The 19,606-nt window shown below is 63.4% G+C and carries 13 protein-coding genes and 5 pseudogenes; 9 read left to right on the top strand and 9 right to left on the bottom strand.

Going from position 1 to position 19,606, the window contains the following annotated elements; all coding sequences use genetic code 11:
• Window positions 1–11: 11 nt before the first annotated feature.
• From CUR85_RS11490 to CUR85_RS11450, 9 genes and pseudogenes are all read left to right on the top strand, one after another.
• A pseudogene (locus CUR85_RS11490) lies at window positions 12–973 on the top strand (type II secretion system F family protein).
• Window positions 974–1,033: 60 nt separating this feature from the next.
• On the top strand, window positions 1,034–1,960 hold the full coding sequence (locus CUR85_RS11485) for a type II secretion system F family protein (RefSeq protein ID WP_067267430.1): 927 nt from the start codon (window positions 1,034–1,036) through the stop codon (window positions 1,958–1,960).
• Window positions 1,961–2,099: 139 nt separating this feature from the next.
• The gene (locus tag CUR85_RS11480) at window positions 2,100–2,558 is read left to right on the top strand and encodes a tetratricopeptide repeat protein (protein WP_425520132.1); all 459 of its coding nucleotides are present in this window, start codon (window positions 2,100–2,102) and stop codon (window positions 2,556–2,558) included.
• A 27-nt stretch (window positions 2,559–2,585) separates the two neighbouring features.
• Window positions 2,586–3,437, top strand: a complete 852-nt coding sequence (locus CUR85_RS11475) for a tetratricopeptide repeat protein (protein ID WP_067267417.1) — start codon at window positions 2,586–2,588, stop codon at window positions 3,435–3,437.
• Window positions 3,438–3,440: 3 nt separating this feature from the next.
• Window positions 3,441–3,935 (top strand): prepilin peptidase, encoded by a 495-nt coding sequence (locus CUR85_RS11470; protein WP_067267419.1) that lies wholly within the window; start codon window positions 3,441–3,443, stop codon window positions 3,933–3,935.
• Between the two features lie 122 nt (window positions 3,936–4,057).
• A complete protein-coding gene (locus CUR85_RS11465; protein WP_067267421.1) occupies window positions 4,058–5,365 on the top strand; it encodes an ATP-binding protein in 1,308 nt (435 codons plus the stop codon).
• 44 nt (window positions 5,366–5,409) lie between these two features.
• A pseudogene (locus CUR85_RS11460) lies at window positions 5,410–7,862 on the top strand (ligase-associated DNA damage response DEXH box helicase).
• 286 nt (window positions 7,863–8,148) lie between these two features.
• Entirely contained in the window at window positions 8,149–8,820 is a 672-nt protein-coding gene (gene pdeM, locus CUR85_RS11455) for a ligase-associated DNA damage response endonuclease PdeM (RefSeq protein WP_067267424.1), read from the top strand.
• On the top strand, window positions 8,820–9,242 hold the full coding sequence (locus tag CUR85_RS11450) for a PaaI family thioesterase (protein ID WP_067267426.1): 423 nt from the start codon (window positions 8,820–8,822) through the stop codon (window positions 9,240–9,242). Before pdeM ends, CUR85_RS11450 begins: the two co-directional genes overlap by 1 nt.
• Here the strand turns inward: CUR85_RS11450 and folD are convergent.
• From folD to tolB, 9 genes and pseudogenes are all read right to left on the bottom strand, one after another.
• A pseudogene (gene folD / locus CUR85_RS11445) lies at window positions 9,239–10,128 on the bottom strand (bifunctional methylenetetrahydrofolate dehydrogenase/methenyltetrahydrofolate cyclohydrolase FolD). The gene CUR85_RS11450 and the pseudogene folD overlap by 4 nt on opposite strands.
• Before the next feature lie 74 nt (window positions 10,129–10,202).
• A pseudogene (locus CUR85_RS11440) lies at window positions 10,203–11,878 on the bottom strand (formate--tetrahydrofolate ligase).
• A 110-nt stretch (window positions 11,879–11,988) separates the two neighbouring features.
• Window positions 11,989–12,573: an MOSC domain-containing protein gene (locus CUR85_RS11435; RefSeq protein WP_067262903.1), complete on the bottom strand. Its 585-nt coding sequence runs from the start codon at window positions 12,571–12,573 to the stop codon at window positions 11,989–11,991.
• Between the two features lie 40 nt (window positions 12,574–12,613).
• Window positions 12,614–12,817 (bottom strand): hypothetical protein, encoded by a 204-nt coding sequence (locus CUR85_RS11430; protein ID WP_280322646.1) that lies wholly within the window; start codon window positions 12,815–12,817, stop codon window positions 12,614–12,616.
• A gap of 594 nt (window positions 12,818–13,411) precedes the next feature.
• A pseudogene (ftsH, locus tag CUR85_RS11425) lies at window positions 13,412–15,327 on the bottom strand (ATP-dependent zinc metalloprotease FtsH).
• A gap of 16 nt (window positions 15,328–15,343) precedes the next feature.
• Complete coding sequence (tilS, locus tag CUR85_RS11420) at window positions 15,344–16,699, bottom strand: tRNA lysidine(34) synthetase TilS (protein WP_280322645.1); 1,356 nt, start codon at window positions 16,697–16,699, stop codon at window positions 15,344–15,346.
• 6 nt (window positions 16,700–16,705) lie between these two features.
• Window positions 16,706–17,566, bottom strand: coding sequence for a tol-pal system protein YbgF (ybgF, locus tag CUR85_RS11415; protein WP_067262935.1), 861 nt, complete (start codon window positions 17,564–17,566; stop codon window positions 16,706–16,708).
• A gap of 73 nt (window positions 17,567–17,639) precedes the next feature.
• A complete protein-coding gene (pal, locus tag CUR85_RS11410; protein WP_067262930.1) occupies window positions 17,640–18,164 on the bottom strand; it encodes a peptidoglycan-associated lipoprotein Pal in 525 nt (174 codons plus the stop codon).
• Window positions 18,165–18,262: 98 nt separating this feature from the next.
• The gene (gene tolB / locus CUR85_RS11405) at window positions 18,263–19,606 is read right to left on the bottom strand and encodes a Tol-Pal system beta propeller repeat protein TolB (RefSeq protein ID WP_209273931.1); all 1,344 of its coding nucleotides are present in this window, start codon (window positions 19,604–19,606) and stop codon (window positions 18,263–18,265) included.

The raw sequence follows: 19,606 nt of genomic DNA, 5'->3' as shown, positions 1-19,606 counted from the left end.
GGATTGATGCAATGAGTGCCGAACCAATCATCTATGGCCTGATCTTCATCGGCGTTCTGGTGCTGGTCGAGGGGCTGTACCTTGTCGCATTCGGCAAATCCATCAGCCTCAACAGCCGCGTGAACCGCCGCCTTGAGATGCTGGAGAAAGGCGCCCGCCGCGAAGAGGTGCTCGATAAGCTGCGCAAGGAAATGCAGCAGCATATGAACGCCAAGTCGATCCCGCTCTACTCTCTGCTGTCAGAACGTGCGCAGAAGGCCGCGATTGCCTTCACGCCGCAGCAGTTGTTGATGATCATGGCCGGGTTGGCCGCTTTGGCATTTCTGGGCTGACCATCGGCACCGATACATCCGTGTCGGTGCGCGCGCTTATCTCCATCGGCATGGGCGTGGGCGCGGTGTTCTTCTGGGTGTCGCATAAGGCCAGCAAACGCATGGCGATGATCGAAGAACAGCTTCCCGATGCGGTGGAGCTGATGGTGCGCAGCCTGCGGGTGGGGCACCCTTTCTCCAACGCGATCTCCATCGTGTCGAAGGAAATCCAAGACCCGCTCGCCTCGGAATTCGGCGTGATCGCCGATGAGGCCGCCTATGGCCGCGATCTGGGCGAGGCGCTGAAAGATATGGCCGAACGGCTCGACATGCAGGATTTGCGCTTTCTCGCCGTCGCCGTGACCATTCAGCAGCAATCGGGCGGCAACTTGGCCGAGATCCTCGCCGGTCTGGCCAAGGTGATCCGCGCCCGTTTCCGCCTGTTCCGCCGTGTCAAAGCGATCACGGCCGAGGCGAAATGGTCGGGTAAGTTCCTGTCGGGCTTCCCGCTGGCCGCGCTGGTGGTGATCAACCTCGGCGATCCGCATTACTATGACGAGGTGCGCGATCACCCCTATTTCATTCCCGCCTGTTTCCTTGTGGGGATTTTCCTTGTGCTGAACCTTTTCGTGATGCGCATCCTTACCAATATCAAAGTCTGAGAGGCCGGTGATGGAATTTTTCAATCAGCTTAACGATCAGATCAACCAAGCCTTGGGCCGATGGGGCTGATCATCATCATCGGCACTTTGGGCGTCGCCTTGGTGGCGATCACGCTGGTCTTGATGCTGCGCCAGCCCGAAGACCCGCTGACCAAGCTCAAACGCACCAGTTCTGCCCCGACGGGCGACAGTTCGCGCGAAAAGCTGCGCCAATCGGATCAAAACGCGCAGTTGCAGAAATTCGCCAAGTTTCTTGAGCCCGAGGACGTGGCCGAACTCAGCGCCAAACAGTTGATGCTGCGCCAAGCGGGCTATCGATCGCGCGATGCGGTGCGGCTTTATTACTTTGCGCAATTCGCCCTTGGGATGCTCGGGCTGGTCGGCGGTCTGGTCTATACCAATGTCTTGGGCGGCGGCGAAGGGCTGACCACGCAGCAGACCATGATGTGGGCCATCGGCCCCGGCGCCATTGGTTACTACCTGCCGAAATACTGGGTCCGCCGCCGGGTCGATTCCCGCAAAGAAGAGATCACCCGGGGCTTCCCCGACGCGCTGGATATGATGCTGGTCTGCGTCGAAGCCGGGCAATCGCTGGACCAATGCATCGTCCGCGTGGCCCGCGAGCTGCGCGCCTCCTACCGCGCCCTCTCCGAAGAGTTCGAGATGGTCGCCTATGAGATGAAAGCCGGTAAGGACAAGGTATCGGTGCTCAACGACATGGGCGAGCGTTGCGGCGTGCAGGATGTCTCCTCTTTCGTGACCGTGCTGATCCAATCGGCGGCCTTCGGCACCTCCATCGCCGACGCCCTGCGCGTCTATGCCGCCGAGATGCGCGACAAACGTGTGATGCGGGCCGAGGAAGCGGCAAACAAGTTGCCAACCAAGATGACCCTTGCCACTATGGGCCTCACCGTGCCGCCGCTGCTGATCATTCTGATCGGCCCCTCGGCACATGGCATCTCGCAACTGGGTCAGGTAGGGAATTAATGACGGGCAAAATTCGGCGCAGCCTTCTCCGCGCCGTTTTCACCGGGCCGATCTTGGGCCTTGCTCTGGCCGCCTGTTCGACAGGCGGCTTTTCCGCGTTGCGCGGGATCAGACACCCGAAAACCTCTATGCCCCCGGCGTGAACCAACGGGCCGAGGCGGTTGATGGGATCGAAGTGGGCCATAGGCTCATCGCGGCGGGGCAATATGAATTGGCCATCAAATCCTTCAACCGCGCCGCGCTGGAGCATGGGCTGACCGGGGAAATCCTCTCGGCCCTCGGCAGCGCCAACCTCGGGCTCGGGCGTTTGGGACAAGCCGAAACCCTGCTGCGCCGCGCCGTTGAGAAAGACGCCGCCGAGCCGGAAGTCTGGAACAACCTTGGCGTCGTGCTGATGGAAAGCGGCCAGACCGCCGAAGCCGAGCAGATTTTCCGCAAAGCCTATGCGCTCGACAATGGCGAAAGTGACGCAATTCGGGACAATCTGCGCTTGGCACTCGCAAAAACGGAGAAATCTGTTATAACAGAAGTCAATGAGGATAATTACAAATTGGTGCGGCGCGGCAGCGGGGATTACCTGATCCGTCCGACACCATAACCCGGCAGAGCAGTAAGAGGACGCAAAATGCGCCATCCAATCATTCTGGCCGTCTGCATGGCAGGCGTCACCGCCCTTGCTGGCTGCGGTGAAAAAGACGCGAACGCCACCGTTGAACGGGCTTTCAAGGACGTCAACGTGGTGGATGAGACCAACCTCTCCGACGTGATGCTGACAGTGGCCGACCCGAATGAGGCGGTGAGCTATTTCGCGCGTTCGGTCAAGGAAAGCCCCGACCGCATCGACCACCAGCGCGGGCTTGCCGCGTCACTGGTCCGCGCCAAACGCACGACCGAGGCCGTGACCGAATGGGACAAGGTCACCAAGATGGAGGGCGCCACCCCCGAAGACCGCGTGCAACTGGCCGATGCGCTGATCCGCTCGGGCAACTGGGCGCGGGCCGAGACGGTGCTCAACGGCATCCCCCCCACTCATGAGACCTTTGCCCGCTACCGGCTCGAGGCCATGGTCGCCGACAGCAAGGAACAGTGGGACCGCGCCGACAGCTTTTACGAAATCGCCGTCGGCCTGACCACCACCCCCGCCGCCGTGATGAACAACTGGGGCTACTCAAAGCTGACCCGCGGCGATTATGCTGAGGCCGAGCGACTGTTCGGCGAGGCGATCCGTCAGGACAACACGCTTTTCACCGCCAAGAACAACCTGATCATGGCCCGCGCCGCGCAGCGCGACTACACCCTGCCCGTCATGCCGATGGAGCAATCTGAGCGCGCCCAGCTTTTGCACACGATGGCCCTCTCGGCGATCAAACGCGGCGATGTGGAAACCGGCAAGGGTCTGCTGCGCGAAGCGATCGACACGCACCCCCAGCATTTCGAAGCCGCCGTCCGCTCTCTGCGCGCATTGGAAAACGGCTGATCCATGGCGATCTCTGCCACGGCGGCCCTGTGGTTTCTGCCCTTCGTCCTGCCGATCTGCTTCTATGTCGCCTTCACCGACATGAAGCAGATGCGCATTACCAATCAGGCGGTCTTGGTGCTGACCGCGATCTTTGTGTTGCTGGGGCTGTTTCTGCTGCCCTTTGACACCTATCTCTGGCGCCTGCTGAGCCTTGTCGTGGTGCTGGTGGTCGGCATCGTCCTGAACGCCGCCGGGGTCATGGGGGCCGGTGACGCAAAATTCGCCGCCGCCGCCGCGCCCTATATCGCATGGGGCGATCTACGCCTCTTAATGATGCTATTTATGGCCACCCTTCTCGCCGCCGCCGCCACGCACCGCGGGGTGAAATACACCCCCCTGCGCCGCCTCGCCCCCGATTGGCAGAGCTGGCAGGAAACCAAGAAATTCCCCATGGGCCTCGCCCTTGGCACCACGCTGGGGCTTTATCTGATCTTGGGGGCGCTCTTCGGGGGCTGACCGCCCCGCTGCAAACTCTTTTTCAGCGCGCAAATGCGTCCACATTCACGCCATATTCAAGATTTACCCTCCAGTCTGACCGACAAGCCGCACCGCCGCATGACTTTCCAAGGAAGCCGTTGATGAACGCCCCGACCAGCACCGTGCTTGCCCCGCCGCCCCCCAAGCGGTTGGAGGATATGAAACTGCCCATCGTGATGATGCGCGATATCCTTTTGAAAACCATCTTTCGCAAGAACGTCGAGATGGTCAGCGAACTGGCCCAAGCGCTCTGCCTGCCGATCCCGGTCACGCAGGAGATGGTGGATCAAGCCCGCAGCCAGCGCCTGATCGAAGCCACCGGCACGCTCAGCGCCACCAGCGGCAATGAGATGGGCTACCAGTTGACCGATGCAGGCAAGGCGCGCGCATTGGATGCGCTGGCGCAGTCGGAATATTTCGGCGCCATGCCCGTCCCGCTTGAGGTTTACCGCGAGCAGGTCAAACGCCAATCCGTGCGCAATCTGCAAATCACCCGTGACCAGTTAACCGGGGCCATGGGCCATTTGGTGCTGCCCGACAGCCTGCTGGATCACCTCGGCCCCGCCGTCTCTGCCGGGCGGTCGATCCTGATGTACGGCCCGCCGGGAAACGGTAAATCCAGCATTTCCAACGGCATACGCGACGCGCTTGGCGATCGGGTCTATGTCCCCCGCGCCATCGAATACGCAGGCCAAGTCATTACCGTCTATGACCCGATCGTCCATTCCGCCGCCGAGGCCGAGGTGCAAGACCCCACCTCCCTGCGCCGGATCACGCGCTATGACGCCCGCTATGTCTGCTGCGAACGCCCCACCGTCATCACCGGCGGCGAGCTGTCGCTCGATATGCTCGATCTCGTTTACAACCCCACGGCGCGGACCTATCAGGCGCCGCTGCAGCTCAAGGCCACGGGCGGCATCTTCATCGTCGACGACCTTGGCCGCCAGAAAGAGCCGCCGCAAAGCATCATCAACCGCTGGATCGTGCCGCTGGAGGAAAGCAAAGACATCCTCGCCCTGCAATCGGGCGAGAAATTCGAGGTGCCTTTTGATACGCTGGTGATCTTCTCTACCAACTTCCACCCGAATGAGATTTTCGACCAAGCCGCCCTGCGGCGTATCTTTTTCAAGATCAAGATCGACGGGCCGGACCAAGAGAACTTCCTCAAGATCTTTGCCATGGTCGCCCGCAAACGCGGCATGCCGCTGGACGAGGCGACGCTGGTTCATCTGCTCAAGGTGAAATACCCCACCATCGACAATGTCTATGCGAATTATCAGCCGAATTTCCTGATCGACCAGATGATCGCGATCTGCGATTTCGAAGGCATCCCCTATCAGATGAACCCCGATCTGGTGGACCGGGCATGGGCCAATATGTTCGTTCGCGATGAGGTGATCGTTAAATAGCCGCTGCCGCTGGCACCGCGCCCTGCCGATACTACATTGGGTGCATGCGCGCCCTACCCCCCAAATTCGCCGATTGGTTCGCCCAGAACGGCTGGTCTTTGCACCCGCACCAGCAAGAGATGCTGGACCGTGCCGAGGCCCACGCCCTGCTGCTCATCGCCCCCACAGGCGGCGGTAAAACGCTGGCCGGTTTCCTGCCAACCCTCGTCGATCTGGCCGAGCATGATCACGAGGGGATGCACACGCTCTACATCTCGCCGCTTAAGGCGCTGGCCGCGGACATCAAACGCAACCTCACCCGCCCGGTCGAGGAGATGCGCCTGCCGATCCGCATCGAGGACCGCACGGGCGACACCTCGCAGTCGCGCCGCCGCCGCCAACGCGCCGACCCGCCGCATATCCTGCTGACCACGCCCGAAAGCCTCGCCCTGCTGACCTCCTATGAGGACGCCGCGCGCACCTTTCGCGGCCTCAAACGCGTGGTGATCGACGAGATCCACGCGCTGGCCGAAAGCAAACGCGGCGACCAGCTGATGCTGGCGCTGACCCGGCTGCAAGCCCTCTGCCCTGACCTGAAACGCGTGGGCCTCTCGGCCACCGTCGAAGACCCCGCGGCCATCGCCCACCTGATGGCTTGCCACCCCGACCCCTGCGAAGTGCTCTTGGCCGATCCCGGCCCCGCCCCCGACATCCAGATGCTGCGCACCGAGGAGGCCCCGCCCTGGGCCGGCGGCGGCGCCGCCTATGCGATCCCCGCGGTGCTGGAGCAGGTGCGCCAACACAAGACGACGCTGATTTTCCACAACACCCGCGCGCAGGCCGAGATCTTCTTCCACAAGCTCTGGCTCGCCAACGAGGACGCCCTGCCCATCGCCATCCACCACGGCAGCCTCGACCGCGCGCAGCGCGAAAAGGTCGAGGCGGCGATGGTACGCGGCGATTTGCGCGCCATCGTCTGCACCGGCACGCTCGACCTCGGGATCGACTGGGGCGACGTGGACCTCATCATCCAGATCGGCGCGCCGAAGAACGTGAAACGTCTGGTCCAGCGCATCGGCCGCGCCAACCACCGCTACAACGCGCCGTCGAAGGCGCTTCTGGTCCCCGCCAACCGCTTCGAAGTGGTGGAATGCGTGGCGGCACTAGAGGCGGTGCTCGAAGGCGCGCTCGACGGCGACCCACGGGGGGACGGCCCGCGCGACGTGCTCTGCCAACACATCCTCATCACCGCCTGCGCCGGGCCTTTCGACGCCGAGGACCTCTTTGCCCAAATCCGCACCGCCGGGGCCTATGCCAACCTGTCGCGCGCCGCCTTCGACGCCTGCTTGGATTTCTGCGCCACGGGGGCTACGCGCTGCGCGCCTATGACCGCTGGCAAAGGCTGCTGCAACGCCCCGACGGGCAATGGCAACTGCGTGACCCCCGCGCCGCGCAACGCATCCGCATGAACATCGGCACCATTCAGGACACCGACAAGCTCAAGGTCCGCATGAAACGCAACCGCGGCGGCAAACCCCTGGGCGAAATCGAAGAAGGCTTTGCCGCCACGCTAACCAAAGGCGATACCTTCCTGATCGGCGGGCAAATCGTGCGCTACGAAGGGCTGCGCGAAACCGTGGTGGAGGTCAGCCGAAATGCCGCGAAAAAGCCGAAAGTGGCCACTTTCGGCGGTACGAAATTCGCCACCTCCACCCAACTCTCGGCCCGTGTGCAACAAATGTTCACCCAAGACAGCTGGCCCGAACTGCCGCTCCACACCGCCGAATGGCTCAGCCTGCAACGCGAGGTCAGCCAACTGCCGCAGCCCGGCACGCTGCTGGTGGAAAGCTTCCCCCATGACTTTGCCGAACAGACGGTGTTCTACGGCTTCGCCGGACGTAACGGCCAACAAACGCTCGGCCTTCTGCTCACCAAACGCATGGAAGACCTTGGTCTACGCCCCTTGGGCTTCGTCGCGACGGACTATGCCACGCTGATCTGGGGGCTCTCCCCCGTCGATGATCCGGCACCGCTGCTTGATCCGACGGTGCTGCACGAAGGGCTCGACAGTTGGCTCGCTGGCAATGCCGTGATGAAACGCACGTTTCGCGCCGCCGCCACCATCGCCGGACTGATCGAGCGCAACAGCCCGCAGGCGCGCAAATCCGGACGGCAAACGACCTTTTCCAGCGATATCCTCTACGACACGCTGCAACGCTATGAACCGGACCACCTGATGCTCGACATCACCCGCGAAGAAGCCCTGAGCGGATTGGTGGATTTCGGCAGAATCGAAGAAATGCTCGGGCGGATCGCCGGGCGGATCACCCATCGCAAGCTCTCCCGCGTAAGCCCCCTAGCCGCGCCGCTGTTTCTCGAAATGGGCCGCGTGCCGGTCGAAGGCGCGGGGCAGGATCGCCTGTTGGCGGAAGAGGCGGAACGTTTGATGGAGGCGTCTGGCCTCGCGCAACTCACCCCGCCGCCGTCGGATCAGCCACTCTGGCGGGACGGTCGTTGAACATTGGCGTTTCGCGGGCAGAGAGGTTCTGCAAGGTATTTGAAAAAGGATGAAGATGATTAAGGGTTCTTTAACCAAGGTGGCGCATCTTCCTCTCGCGGTACAGGCTGAGGAGCCGATGACCGCAAAGGATGAAGGCGCGTCTCCGGTCCGGTGACCACCCGATCGCGGGGCGCGCTTTCTGCAATTCATCCTTTCTTAAATACCTCTGCGCTGCCCTATTCTGCATGCGCTACCTTCGCGTTTGGCCCTTGCCAAATCAGCGGCGATCTCAGATGAACAAAGGATGAACGGACTTGAGTTTTCATTCGCTGGAGCCGCGCTGACCGCGCTTGGCTCTGGCGCGCTTTGGTGGCGCGAAAGGGATTTGCTCTGCGTGAGCGACCTTCACTTGGGCAAGTCGGAACGGATCGCGCGGCGCGGCGGGTCGGCGCTGCCGCCTTATGAGACGCGCGATACGTTGAACCGGTTAGCGGCCGACCTGTCTTTCACGCAGGCGCGGCATGTGATCTGCCTTGGCGATAGTTTCGATGACCTCGGCGCGGCACAGGCGCTGCCAGAGGAAGAGCGGCTTTGGATTCTTGGTCTGCAGGCCGGGCGGCGGTGGGATTGGATCGAAGGCAATCATGATCCGGGTCCGGTTGGGCTGGGTGGTACCCATTTGGGTGAGTTGGCGCTCGGCCCGCTGACTTTTCGGCATATCGCGGCGAAGGGGGCCTGCGGCGAGGTGTCAGGGCATTATCACCCCAAGGCATCGATCCGCGCGCGGGGCCGCAGCATCTCGCGTCCGGCGTTTTTGTTTGACAGCAAGCGGCTGATCCTGCCTGCATATGGCACCTATACCGGCGGGCTGCGCAGCCAGTCGCGGGTGCTTTGTGATTTAATGGGGCCGGAGGCCTGCGCGGTGCTGACGGGGCCGCAGCCTGTGGCGATCCCCATGCCCGGAAAGAAGCGATGATGGATGATCAGATTGAACGCCGGGTGCGGGAAAGTTTTGCCAAGCAGACCATGATGCAGACCTTGGCGGCCGAGATCATCGATGTGCAGTCGGGTCTGGTCAAGGTTGCGGCGCCGGTCCTGCCCGGCGCGATGCAGCAGCAGGGTTTTGGCCATGCGGGGCTGACCTTTTCCATTGGCGATTCCGCGGCGGGCTACGCAGCTTTAAGCATGTTGCCGCCGGAGGTCGATGTCGTGACCTCGGAGATCAAGATCAACCTTTTGGCCCCCGCACGGGGAGACAGGCTGATTGCCACGGGCCGGGTGGTCAAACCGGGCCGGCGGCTTTGTGTGGTCACGGCAGAGGTGCATGCGGAAACGGATGGCGCGGCCAAGCTCATCGCCATCCTGCAAGGCACCATCGTGCCTGTGCCAGGCGCTTAGGCGGTCAGCCCTTCGGGTTCTGCCAACCCATTGGCGCGGCAGCAGGCGGTGACCGTATTGGCCAGCAGGCAGGCGATGGTCATCGGCCCGACCCCGCCGGGCACGGGGTGATGGCCCCTGCACGCTCGCTGGCGCTGTCGAAATCCACGTCGCCGACCAGTTTGGTTTTCTCGCCGGTCTCGATCCGGTTGATGCCCACGTCGATCACCGTGGCACCCTCTTTGATCCAATCGCCGGGCACCATCTCGGGGCGGCCAACGGCAGCGACCACGATATCGGCACGGCGCACCACTTCGGGCAGATCGCGGGTGCGGCTATGCGCGATGGTCACGGTGCAGTTATCGCCCAAGAGCAGCTGCGCCATCGGTTTGCCGACGATGCTGGAACGGCCAATGACCACCGCGTTCATCCCGGTCAGATCGCCATGGTGGTCCCGCAGCATCATCAGGCAGCCCAGCGGGGTGCAGGGCACCATGCTTTTCTGCCCCGTGCCCAGCAGGCCGACGTTGGAGATGTGAAAACCGTCCACGTCCTTGGCGGGCGAGACGGCGTTGACCACGCGGGTTTCGTCCAGATGATCCGGCAGCGGCAGTTGCACGAGGATGCCGTGGATCTCGGGGTCGTTGTTCAATGCGTCGATCAGCTTGAGCAACTCGCCCTGATCGACGGTCGCGGGCAGCTTGTGTTCGACCGATTTCATGCCGACCTCGCGGGTCATCTTGCCCTTGGAGCGGACGTAGACTTGGCTTGCCGGGTCTTCGCCGACCAGCACCACGGCGAGGCCGGGGGTGACGCCGTGATCCGTCTTCAGCCGGTCGACATGGCCCGCGACTTTCTCACGCACCGTTGCTGCAAAGGCTTTGCCATCGATGATTGTCGCTGCCATATCCGTCTCACTTTCGCTCGCTGCAGGTTGAACACGCTCTACATCACCGCGACGGCGGGCCATTGCAACCCGCCTTAGAACAATCCCTCCACATCGCCATCGGCGTTGAGCTTGATTGCCTCGGCAGAAGGCACCCGCGGCAGGCCCGGCATGGTCATGATCTCACCGCAGATGACGACGACGAAACCCGCCCCTGCCGAAAGGCGCACCTCGCGGATGGGGACGCTGAAACCGGTGGGCGCGCCGCGCAGGTCGGGATCGGTTGAGAAACTATACTGGGTCTTGGCCATGCAGACCGGCAGAGTACCGTAGCCCTGCGCCTCCCAATCTTTCAACTGGTTGCGCACCTTTTGGTCGGCCAGCACCTCATCGGCGCGGTAGACGCGTTTGGCGATGGTCTCGATCTTTTCGAACAGCGGCATCTCGTCGGCATAGAGCGGGGCGAAATTCGCGTGATCGCCATCGGCGATCTCGGCCACGCGGGTGGCCAGATCGGCGGAGCCTTCCGAGCCCAACTCCCAGTGGCGCGAGAGGATTGCCTCAGCCCCTTGGGCCGCGACATAGTCCTTCACAGCCGCCACTTCGGCGTCGGTATCGGTGACGAAATGGTTGATCGCCACCACCACGGGCACGCCAAAGGATTTCACGTTTTCGATGTGGCGGCCAAGGTTAGCACAACCCTGTTGCACGGCCTCGACATTCTCGGTCCCCAGGTCGGCTTTCGCGACGCCGCCGTTCATCTTCATCGCGCGCACCGTGGCGACGACGACCACCACCGAAGGCGCCAGCCCCGCCTTGCGGCATTTGATGTTCATGAATTTCTCGGCCCCGAGATCGGCGCCAAAGCCTGCCTCTGTCACCACATAATCTGCCAGTTTCAACGCCGTTGTCGTAGCGATGACCGAGTTGCAACCGTGGGCGATATTGGCGAAAGGCCCGCCGTGGACGAAGGCGGGGTTGTTCTCCAACGTCTGCACGAGGTTCGGCTGCATCGCGTCCTTCAAGAGCACTGTCATCGCCCCATCCGCCTTGATGTCGCGGGCATAGACCGGGCTGCGGTCGCGGCGGTAAGCGACGATCATTGCGCCAAGGCGCTCTTGCAGATCGGTAAGGTTCTTGGCCAGACAGAGGATCGCCATCACCTCGGAGGCTACAGTGATGTCAAAGCCCGTCTCGCGCGGGAAACCGTTGGGCACACCGCCCAAGGAGGCGGTGATCTGGCGCAGGGCGCGGTCGTTCATGTCGACCACCCGGCGCCATGTGACGCGGCGGGTGTCGATCTCCAACTCGTTGCCCCAGTAGATGTGATTGTCGATCATCGCCGCCAGCAGGTTGTGGGCGCTGGTGATGGCGTGGAAATCGCCGGTGAAATGCAGGTTCATCTCTTCCATCGGCACCACTTGGGCATAGCCGCCGCCCGCAGCGCCCCCTTCATCCCGAAGTTCGGCCCGAGCGAGGCTTCGCGGATGCAGACCGCCGCCTTTTTGCCGATCCGGTTCAGCCCGTCGCCGAGGCCCACGGTGGTGGTGGTCTTGCCCTCCCCCGCCGGGGTTGGGTTGATCGCGGTGACGAGGATCAGCTTGCCGTTCGCGCGCTCCTGCACGGAATCGATGAAGGATTGGCTCACCTTCGCCTTGTCATGGCCATAGGGCAGCAGGTCGTCGCTTGAGATGCCCAGCTTCGCGCCGATCTCCTGAATAGGGCGTTTCGCCGCTTCGCGGGCGATTTGAATGTCGGTTTTAAAAGCCATGAGAATCCCCTGTTGCCGTTGGTGGCGATCTTTATTCTTTAGCCATAGCGCGACAAGCCCCGACGGGGGGCCGTGTTTCCGACACTCAAAGTTCGCGAAACGGCGCGGGGTTAGCCGAGATGTGGCCAGACCGGCTGGTTCGGCACGAAAAGCCGCAGCGTGTCGCCCAGGCTCAACGGCCCCTCCCGCTCGACCCATGCGGTCACGCCGCGTTTGCCTTGGGCGGCGGCTTTGAAGGTTTTGCCATGGCCCGGGGCCTCCACCTCGATCTCACGGGCAGGCAGGTTGCAGGGGCCGTTTTCGATATCCACGACCAAGGTGGTACCATGCTCGTTTTGTAGCCGCGACCCCGGCGGGACGAGGGTGAAATCTGGGATCCCTTCAAGGATGATCGAAGCGCCCAGCAGGGTCGGGTCGAGCGTGGGCAGGTCGATGGCGGCGGCGATCTCGGCCATCTCTTCGGCGGAGAGGACGGAGAGTTGACGCGTGTTGCGTATCTCCGTCCCCTTGGCATGCAGGTTGCGCACGCGCACGCAGGCTGGACGGGTCAGCCCTGCGTGAAAATCCCCTTCGATGCCCGCATAGGTCGCAAAGGCCTGCTCAACCCCGACCGAGCGAATGTTTTCGCGGTCCTGAGGGACCATGCCCAGCCAAGTGATCCGGGCGGTATGGTCTGTCTTGCGCAGTTCGGGCATGGGGGAGTCCTTTGGCGTGGTTTGCTATGGCATCCTATGCCTAATTCCGGATCAGATGCACCTTGAAACCGCCCCCGCTTAGTGAGGCTTTGGCAAGGGTGCCCTCCGTATAGACAAGCGCCATCCCGAAGGATTTGAGATAAAAGGGCGAGACATAGCCCGGCCCCATGACGACACGGTAGGACATATCGCAGAACACCGAAGCCCCCTCCTCTCGGCTGCTCTGCGTCGCGATCTGCACCACGCGGCGCCCATCGTAGAGCGACAGCGGCGGGGGCAGCTTTTGCCGGTGGCCAGGGCGGCGAAAAGCTCGGGCGGGAAAAGGACACCGGCAGGCACCGCTCCGGCCTCCGACATTTTCGTCATTTCCGAAGCCGGGGTGATCGCCACCGAGGTGACCTGCCCCGCCGCCCGGTCAATCGCGATATCGCGCGTCTCGCTCCCCCGGTTGGACCCGAGATAGCTGACCGCGGCGCCATTCGACTGGGTGACCGCCTTGAAGCTGCCGTTCTTGATGCCGAAGGGCGCGTTGTCCAGCGACAAGAGGAAGGCCGCGTTCCGGCTTTGCCCGTTGAACTGCAAGGTCCCAAGCTGCCGCCCACCTAAAGCGACAGCATAGGTCTGCGGCTCGGCCCAGACCGGTCCGGCGGTGAAGGCGAGGAGAAGGGCGAGGGCAGAAAGGATGCGTCGCATAAGACCCGGCTTGTTCCAGAATTCCGTCCTTGTCTAACGCGATGGCGACTGTGAAGCGATAGTGGAATTCCCGCCCCGACCGGAGGGAGTGCCGAAAACGAAAAGACCCCGCCGAAGCGGGGTCTTTCAAATGTCGTAGGTCGGATCAGACCGAAGGTTCAGGTTCCATCCCCCATCCTTCGGCGGGGTTTTCTTGCCCTTCGCCTTGGGGATCGCGGTGACGCTCGGCGCGCTGCCGGTGTCGGAGTTGTCGTCGTCAGAGTCCTCTGCCGGCGGCAGGCCGTCCATGACGCGTTTGATCTCATCGCCGGTCAGGGTCTCATATTCCAGCAGACCTTGGGCCAGACGCTCGAACTCCACCTCTTTCTCGGTGATGATCTTCATCGCGCGGTCATAGCCGTCTTGGATGAACTGCTGCACCTCTTTCTCGACCAACTCCTTAGTGTTGGCCGAGACGGAGAAGCCCGCAGTGTTGCCCTGATAGCCCTGCGCGGCTTCGGAATAGTCGATGTTGCCGACCTTATCCGACATGCCCCATTGCAGCACCATCGCACGCGCCAGCGCAGAGGCTTGTTGGATGTCGCCCGCCGGGCCGTTGGAGACCGAGTCCGGCCCGTATTTGTGGATTTCCGCCGCCTTGCCCGCCATGGCCATGGCCAGACGCTGGTGGCATTCGTCCTTGAACATGTTCAGCCGGTCGATCTCAGGCAGGCTCATCACCATGCCGAGCGCGCCGCCGCGCGGGATGATCGTGGCCTTGTAGACCGGGTCGCACTTGGGCAGCGTCATGCCCACCAGCGCGTGACCGGCTTCGTGATAGGCAGTCATCTCTTTCTGCTCGGCGGTCATCACCATCGAGCGGCGTTCGGGGCCCATCATCACCTTGTCCTTGGCCTGTTCGAAGTCGACCATGGTGACGAAACGGCGCCCGACACGGGCGGCCATCAGCGCGGCCTCGTTCACGAGGTTCGCCAGATCCGCGCCCGAAAAGCCCGGCGTGCCACGCGCGATGATGCGCAGGTCGACGTCCGGCCCCAGCGGGGTCTTGCGGGCATGGACCGAAAGGATCTTCTCGCGGCCCTTGATGTCGGGGTTGGGCACGGTGACCTGACGGTCGAAACGGCCCGGACGCAGCAGTGCGGGGTCGAGCACGTCGCGCCGGTTGGTCGCGGCGAGGATGATGACACCCTCGTTGCTCTCGAAACCGTCCATCTCAACCAGAAGCTGGTTCAGGGTCTGCTCACGCTCATCGTTGCCACCGCCATAGCCTGCGCCACGGTGGCGACCGACGGCGTCGATCTCGTCGATGAAGACGATACAGGGCGCGTTCTTTTTGGCCTGCTCGAACATGTCGCGCACGCGGCTTGCACCGACACCCACGAACATCTCGACGAAGTCGGAGCCCGAAATGGTGAAGAAGGGCACGCCCGCCTCACCCGCAATCGCACGGGCCAGCAGCGTCTTACCGGTGCCCGGAGGGCCTACCAGCAGCGCGCCTTTCGGGATCTTGCCGCCGAGGCGCGAGAATTTCTGTGGGTTGCGCAGGAATTCGACGATCTCTTCCAGCTCTTCCTTGGCCTCGTCGATGCCGGCCACATCGTCAAAGGTCACGCGACCATGCTTTTCGGTCAGCATCTTGGCCTTGGATTTGCCAAAGCCCATGGCCCCGCCCTTACCGCCGCCCTGCATACGGTTCATGAAGTAAATCCACACGCCGATCAGCAGCGCGATGGGCAAAAGCGACATCAGGAAGGTCTGGAAACCGGACTGTTGCTGGGGGCGCGCTTTGACGGGGATGTCGTTGTCGATCAGAAGCTGGGTCAGCTCGGCATCGCCGGGTTTGATCGTCAGGTAGTCGGCACCATCCGCTTGGCGGAATCGCACTTGCTCACCATCCAATGTCACATTTCGGACATCCCCATCCTGTACGGAGGTGACGAATTCGGAATAGCTGACTTCGTTGTTTTGCAGCGACCCGCTGGACCCGCTGAACAGGTTGAACAGCGCCAGCACAAGCAACATCAGGACAACCCAGAAGGCGAGGTTACGAACATTTCCCAAGGGAATTCTCCTAAATTCACATGGCCGCGGGCAAGTCCCGCAACCCAAGGGGCGCCCGTTCGGGCAACCACCATACTAAGATAGACATGATGCGCTCATGTTCAATGCGATAATGGCGCGGTTTTGTTCCATTCCGCGCCGCTTTCGCGCCGGACATGCCATTTCTCGTCCAGCCCGGCAAGGGGCGCGGCAAGCAGCCGCGGGCCCTGCCAGATGGCCGGGGTCGACAGCAAGGCGGCACGGGGTCGCCCAAGGCTGCGCCAATCGGGGCATTGTGCCAGCCCCTCGGGGCCAAGCGCGCGCAATTCGGCCTCGGGGGGCTGCCCTTCGGGGGGATCGCACGCCAGCGTCCGTCCCAAAGCTGATCCGCAGGCACGCGCAGATCGCGCACCGCGTTATACTCACGAAAGACCCAGATTTCACCGCGCCGGAGCAGCGCCTGACACCCCGCCAGCGTGGCCGCCTGCCCTTCCGCCAGCCCCGCGATGAGGGCGGCCACGGGGCCACGGCGCGGGGGGTAAGCGCCGCCGTTGATCTGCCCGAGCGCGCGGAGCATCAGGCGGCGGCGGATCTCTTCCGGCTCGGCGAAAAAGGCATCGGCCTGCATCACCTGCGCGCCCGCTTCGATACGCAGGATATCGCCCGCGGCGCGGTCGGTTTGGGCGTCCAACGCCGCCCGTGCGGTGGCCATGTTGCGCGCGACCTCGGCCAAAGTCTCTACATCGATGCCAAGCGGCGCGAGGGCATCGAGGCTTTGACGGGTTCTGATCCGGGCATAGCGCGGGTCATCGTTGCTGGGGTCTTCGACCCAGTGCAGCCCCGCCCGCCGCAGATGATCGCGCAGGGGCGCGCGCCGGGCGAAAAGCAGCGGGCGCAGCCATGTGACACCGAACCTTTCGCTGCGCGGCGCCATCGCCGCAAGCCCATCGACCCCCGACCGGCGCGCCAAGCGCATCAGCACCGTCTCGGCCTGATCGTCCGCCGTATGGCCAAGGGCCACGACGGGGAGCCCGCGCCGCGCGGCCCAATCGGCCATCAGGCGATAGCGCGCCTCCCGCGCGGCGTTTTGAAGATTCCCCTGCCCGTCCCAATCGCGCCAGTGCAGGGTTTCATGGGCCAGCCCCAGTCGGGCAGCATGGCGCGCAACCATGGCGGCCTCTTCCGCCGCTTCCAGGCGCAGCCCATGGTCGACGGTCACGGTCTCAAGATGGCTACCGGCTGCCACCGCCATCCCATGCAGAAGTGACAGCAAGGCCATGGAATCGCCCCCGCCCGAGACGGCGACGCCAAGGCGGGGCGGCAGCGCGCCGCCCAAGCCCGAAAGCAACCCCTCGGTCAGCGCTGCATCAGCCGTCGCGGCGGGAGCAGTCATCTGCGGTCAGGAACAACCCAGCGTCTGGCGCTGCGCCTCGGCTTGGCTGACCTGCGGGGCGTTCGGGAAGCGCACGGCGACTTCCGAGAGGGTCACGCAGGCCTCTTGGGTCTGCTCCAACACGCCAAGGGCGCGGCCCAGCTCGAAGAGCGACCGCGGCGCCACCGGCCCTTCGGGATCGGTGCTGAAGGCCGCCAGATAGGCGCGCGCCGCTTCGCGGTTGTCGCCCAGACCAGTCAGGGCTTCGCCCCGGCGCATCTCGGCCTCGGCGGCTAGCGGACCGCCGGGGTAGGTCGTATTGAAGGACGCAAAGAGATCGGCGGCGCTGCGAAAGTCACCCGATGCGAGCGCCTCCTGCGCCCGCTCGAAATCGGCCTTCTCGCTAACCGCCAGCTCTGCTTCGTTGATCGGGGTGATGATGCCGCCGGAAGCGCCCGCATTGCCGTTGCCGGGGGTCACTTCGACCACCTCACGGCCCGCTTCGGCGGCGGGGGCCGCCACGGCGGGCGCCTCCCCTCCGCCGAGGGTCGAAGTCTCACCCAAAGCGCCCAGATCGCCGCCTTCAAGCTCGACCAGACGGTATTCCAGATCGCCGATCCGGTTGGTGCCATCGGCGACGATCCGGTTGATGCGGTTCTCCATCTCCTCGGTCTTGGAGGTGAGGCGCTGCAACTCGCTCTCCATGGTGCTGACCCGCTCCAACACCGAATTGCCACCGGTCTCGACCGAGGCGCCGCCGGTGGTCGACAGTTCGCGGCGCAGCTTTTGCACCTCGACGTTGAGCACGGTCAACTGCTGGCGAATATCCGCCAGCGTTTGATCGTTGTCCTGCGCCATAAGCGCGGCAGGGGCGGTCATCAGCCCCATCACGGCCACGAAGATATATCGCTTCAGCACATCGGCCTCCTTGGAATGGTCATTGCTTGGGCAGTTGCCGCGATTAGCTGGTCAGCGCGCCGCCAGCCAGCACGGTCACCGCGCGGCGGTTCTTGGCATAGCACGCCTCGGCCGAGCAGATCTCGATCGGGCGCTCCTTGCCGTAGCTGATGGTCTTGAGCCGCGAGGCCGCGATCCCGCGCGAGATCATATATTCGCGCACCGCGTTGGCGCGGCGACCGCCAAGGGCGATGTTGTATTCGCGGGTGCCCTGCTCATCGGCATGGCCTTCGATCACGGCTTGGTAGTCGGAATTGGCCTGAAGCCATGCGACCTGCCCGTCAAGCGTGGCGCGGCCTTCGTCGGTCAGGGTGGATTGGTCGACCAAGAACAGCACCCGGTCGCCCACGGCCTGCTGGAAATAGGCGGTGGAGGTCGGGTCATTCGCGCTGCCCGGCACCACGCCGGCGTTGACCCCGGCCCCTGCATTTGCCCCGCCCATGCCATCGGCACCAAAGCGGTCAGGGTTGGTACAGGCCGACACGGCCAATGCGGAAATCAAAAGCGTGCTGGTCAGAATGCGTTTCATGGGGTCTGCCTTCTATGTGGTGGCGTTATCGTTGCTGGTATTAACACAGGCGCGGGATCATTGGAATTGCCCGCACCCGTGGGTGGCATGGGGAAACCTTAGTCTTGCAGCGGTGACCACGAGGGGTCAGAGCCGCCTTCGGGCGTGCGCACAGGCTTGAGGTTGCGCCCCGAAATATCGACGGAATAGAGCGAGGAGGACCCGCCCGCCCCTTGGGTTTCGCGCGCGAACATGATCACCCGCCCATTGGGGGCCCAAGTCGGACCCTCATCGAGGAAGGAGGCGGTCAGCAGACGCTCTTCCGAGCCATCCAGCCGCATGACACCGATGTGGAAGCGGCCCTTGTTCTGCTTCGTGAAGGCCACCAAATCCCCGCGCGGCGACCAGACCGGCGTGCCGTAACGCCCCTCACCAAAGGAAATCCGCGTCGCCTCTCCGCCGGTGGCGGGCATGACGTAAAGCTGCGGGCTGCCGGAACGGTCACTCTCAAAGACAATCCGGCTGCCATCGGGCGAGAAGCTCGGCGCCGTCTCAATCGCAGGCGTGTTCGTCAGGCGCACCGACTGGCCGCTGTTGATGTCCATCGAATAGATATCCGTGTTGCCGCCTTGGCTCAGCGAATAGACGACCGTCTGACCGCTGGGCGAGAACCGCGGCGCGAAGGCCATGGAGCCTTCGGCGCTTTGCAGCGCGCGGCGTTGGACGGTGCCGATATCCAAGACATAGATGCGCGGGAAACCGCTTTCATAGCTGGTGTAGAGCACACGGTCCCCGCTGGGCGAGAAACGCGGCGCCAGCACGATGGAGCCGGATTCGGTAAGGTATTTCAGGTTCGCCCCGTCATAATCCATCACGGCCAGACGTTTCTGGCGGTTGTCCTTCGGCCCGGTCTCAGAGACGAAAACCACGCGGCTGTCGAAATAGCCGCCCTCGCCGGTGATCCGGCTGTAAACCGCATCGGCCACCTTATGCGCCATGCGGCGCCAGCCGTCGACGGTGCCGCTGAATTGCAGACCGCCCTGCCCGCTGGCATCCAGCAGTTCCTCACCCGAGAAGACGTCATAGACGCGGAACTTCACATTCACGCTATTGCCGGTGACATTAACCGCCCCGGTGATCAGCGCCTGCGCGTTGATCGCCTTCCAATCGGCATATTCGACCGGCGCGTTGAAGTCGCTCACGGTGGAAATATAGGCGCTGGCCGGAATTTCGCGGAAGAGGCCGGTGCCCGTCAGATCGTCCGAGACGACGCGCGCGATGTCGACGGCCAGCTGCCCGGCCTCGCCGCTTTCGGGCTGAAAGCTGGGGACGGCGAAGGGCAGCGGCTCGATGGTCGGGTCGTCAATCACGATGCGCAACGGCTCGGCGCGCGCGGTGTCCGGGGCCGCCGCGAAGACGGTCGCGGCCCCCAGTGCCAGAAGTCCCAGAAGTCTCGTCAGCAT

The sequence above is a fragment of the Sulfitobacter faviae genome (genome assembly GCF_029870955.1).
GTDB classification, from domain to species: domain Bacteria; phylum Pseudomonadota; class Alphaproteobacteria; order Rhodobacterales; family Rhodobacteraceae; genus Sulfitobacter; species Sulfitobacter faviae.
Note: the sequence above shows the minus strand (reverse complement) of the source record. Positions and strands in the feature narration are given on the sequence as shown.